The sequence below is a fragment of the Schnuerera sp. genome (genome assembly GCF_035459645.1).
Lineage (GTDB): Bacteria > Bacillota > Clostridia > Tissierellales > Tepidimicrobiaceae > Schnuerera.
In genome coordinates this window covers 1-2,699 of sequence record NZ_DATHXO010000399.1, presented here as the reverse complement: position 1 = coordinate 2,699, position 2,699 = coordinate 1, and the positions used below count along the sequence as shown (strand labels likewise).

General features: G+C 31.9%; 3 protein-coding genes and 1 pseudogene. 3 read left to right on the top strand and 1 reads right to left on the bottom strand.

The genetic code is table 11. From position 1 onward, the window contains the following. The coding region (gene pgk / locus VK998_RS09450) for a phosphoglycerate kinase (RefSeq protein WP_325226543.1) at positions 1–90 on the bottom strand (90 nt) is incomplete at its 3' end. Positions 91–159: 69 nt separating this feature from the next. Between pgk and VK998_RS09445 the strand changes: the two are divergent. The 3 genes and pseudogenes from VK998_RS09445 to gpmI all read left to right on the top strand — a co-directional run. Next, positions 160–1,017 (top strand): annotated as a pseudogene (locus VK998_RS09445) (phosphoglycerate kinase); the annotation flags it as partial. A 12-nt stretch (positions 1,018–1,029) separates the two neighbouring features. Beyond that, the gene (gene tpiA / locus VK998_RS09440; RefSeq protein WP_325227882.1) at positions 1,030–1,776 is read left to right on the top strand and encodes a triose-phosphate isomerase; all 747 of its coding nucleotides are present in this window, start codon (positions 1,030–1,032) and stop codon (positions 1,774–1,776) included. A 15-nt stretch (positions 1,777–1,791) separates the two neighbouring features. Next, a partial coding sequence (gene gpmI / locus VK998_RS09435) for a 2,3-bisphosphoglycerate-independent phosphoglycerate mutase (RefSeq protein ID WP_325227881.1) occupies positions 1,792–2,699 on the top strand: 908 nt, incomplete at its 3' end.

Here is a 2,699-nt window from a genome sequence, read left to right as displayed (position 1 = left end):
ATTTTCATCCATAGGCACATTAAAGTCACATCTAACTAATACTCTTTTCCCTTCTACTTGTAAATCTTCCAATGTCTTTTTCTCTAACATAGTATCACCTCTTGGAAAAATTGTTATTTATATTAAACAATGAAACAAATTGTTTCCAATATGAATAATAGAGATATAGTATTATTAGAAAATACAAGATTTAGAAAAGAAGAAAAGAAAAATGAAGAGAGTTTTGCTAAAGAACTAGCTTCTCTTGGAGATATTTATATAAATGATGCTTTTGGTACATCTCATAGAGCACATACTTCAAATGTAGGTATTTCAAATGAATTGCCTTCAGCCGTTGGTTATTTAGTACAAAAAGAAATATCTGTAATGGGTGAAGCATTGGAAAATCCACAAAGACCTTTTGTGGCTATATTAGGTGGTGCAAAAGTATCAGACAAAATTGGAGTAATAGAAAACTTACTCAATAAAGTAGATTCCATATTAATTGGTGGAGGCATGGCTTATACATTTTTAAAAGCACAAGGTTATGAAATAGGAAACTCTATATTAGAAGAAGATAAAGTAAATTTAGCCAATGATTTACTTAAAAAAGCAGTAGAAAAAAATGTAAATTTATTGTTACCAGTAGATGTAGTAGTAGCAAAAGAATTTAAAAATGATACAGAATTCAATACGGTTAAAATAGATAATATTCCTGAAGATATGATGGGTATGGATATAGGAGTAGAAACTATTAAACAATTTGCAAAGGAAATTAAGGATGCGAAGACTGTGGTTTGGAATGGACCAATGGGAGTATTCGAAATGGGAAACTTTAAAAAAGGAACTGATGCCATAGCAAAGGCAATGGCGGAATCAAAGGGCATTACAATAATAGGCGGTGGAGATAGCGCCTCAGCTGTAGAAAAAGCAGGTTATGCAGATAAAATGACTCACATTTCAACAGGTGGTGGAGCTTCTTTAGAATTTTTAGAAGGTAAAATATTGCCTGGAATTGGTGCTATTGACGATAAATAAGGAGGTAAAAAAATGCGAGTACCAATAATTGCTGGGAACTGGAAGATGAACAATACTATCTCTGAATCTCTAAGATTAATTGATGGAATTAAAAAAAACAAGCTAAATGAAGAAGTAGAAAAAGTTGTAGCTGTACCTTTTACTAATTTAAGTGAAGTTAAAAAAGTATTAGAAGGAACAGACATTAAATTAGCAGCACAGAATATGCATTGGGAAAACAAAGGGGCATATACTGGTGAAGTGTCTCCATTGATGTTAAAAGAGATTGGAGTAGATTATTGTATAATTGGTCATTCAGAAAGAAGACAGTATTTCAATGAAACAGATGAAAGTGTAAATAAAAAAATTAAATCAGCTTTAAAATACAATATAAAACCTATACTCTGTGTAGGGGAAACATTGGAAGAACGAGAAAATGGTGAAGAAGAAACTGTTGTAAAAGAACAAGTTTTGAAGGCTTTAGAAGGTGTTGATAAAGATGATGTTAAAGATATGGTAATTGCTTATGAACCTATTTGGGCTATAGGAACAGGCAAGACTGCATCTTCAGATGATGCTAATCATATGTGTGGATTTATAAGGAAAACTGTTGGAGAAAAGTATGATAAAGATACAAAATTAAGTATAAGAATTCAATATGGTGGAAGTGTTAAGCCAAATACTATAAAAGAATTAATGTCAAAAAAAGAAATAGATGGAGCGTTGGTAGGCGGTGCTAGTTTAGTGGCAGAAGATTTTGTGAAATTGGTAAATTTTTAGATGGAGGATATAGATATGACTAAGAACCCGGTAATGTTAATAGTATTAGATGGATGGGGTATTGGCAAAGGATATGAAGGAAATGCAGTACATTTGGCAAATACTCCAAACTTTGATAGCTTGATAAATAAGTATCCAAATACAAGATTAGAAGCTAGTGGTTTAGCTGTAGGGTTACCTGAAGGACAGATGGGTAATTCAGAAGTAGGACATTTAAACATTGGTTCTGGTAGGATAATTTATCAAGAATTAACCAAAATAACAAAATCCATTGAAAACGGAGACTTTTATAAAAAAGAAGAGTTTTTAAAAGCTATAGACAATGCAAAGAAAAACAATTCAAATCTTCATATTATGGGACTAGTATCAGATGGAGGAGTCCATAGCCACAACACTCATCTATATGCTCTATTAGAATTATGTGCTAAGGAAGATTTTAATGATGTATATATTCATGCTTTTTTAGATGGTAGGGATGTACCTCCTACTATAGGGAAACAGCATATAAAAGAGCTTCAATCTAAAATAGAACAAATAGGTGTTGGAAAAATTGCTACTGTATCTGGAAGGTATTATGCCATGGATAGAGATAAAAGATGGGAAAGAACTAAGTTAGCCTATGACGCTATGGTATTAGGAAAAGGCAAAAAGGATATTTGCCCTATAGAAGCAGTAGACAAATCTTATAAGGAAGGTATAAATGATGAGTTTATAATTCCTACTATAATAATTGATAAGGAAGAACCTATTGGGACCATTGACAATGGAGATTCCATTATATTTTTCAATTTCAGACCAGATAGAGCAAGGCAAATAACTAGGGCTATTGTTGATGAGAATTTTGATGGTTTTGGAAGAGAAAAAAAGGTAAATACCTTTTTTATAACTATGACGGAATACGATAAAACCATAAAGAATGTAAA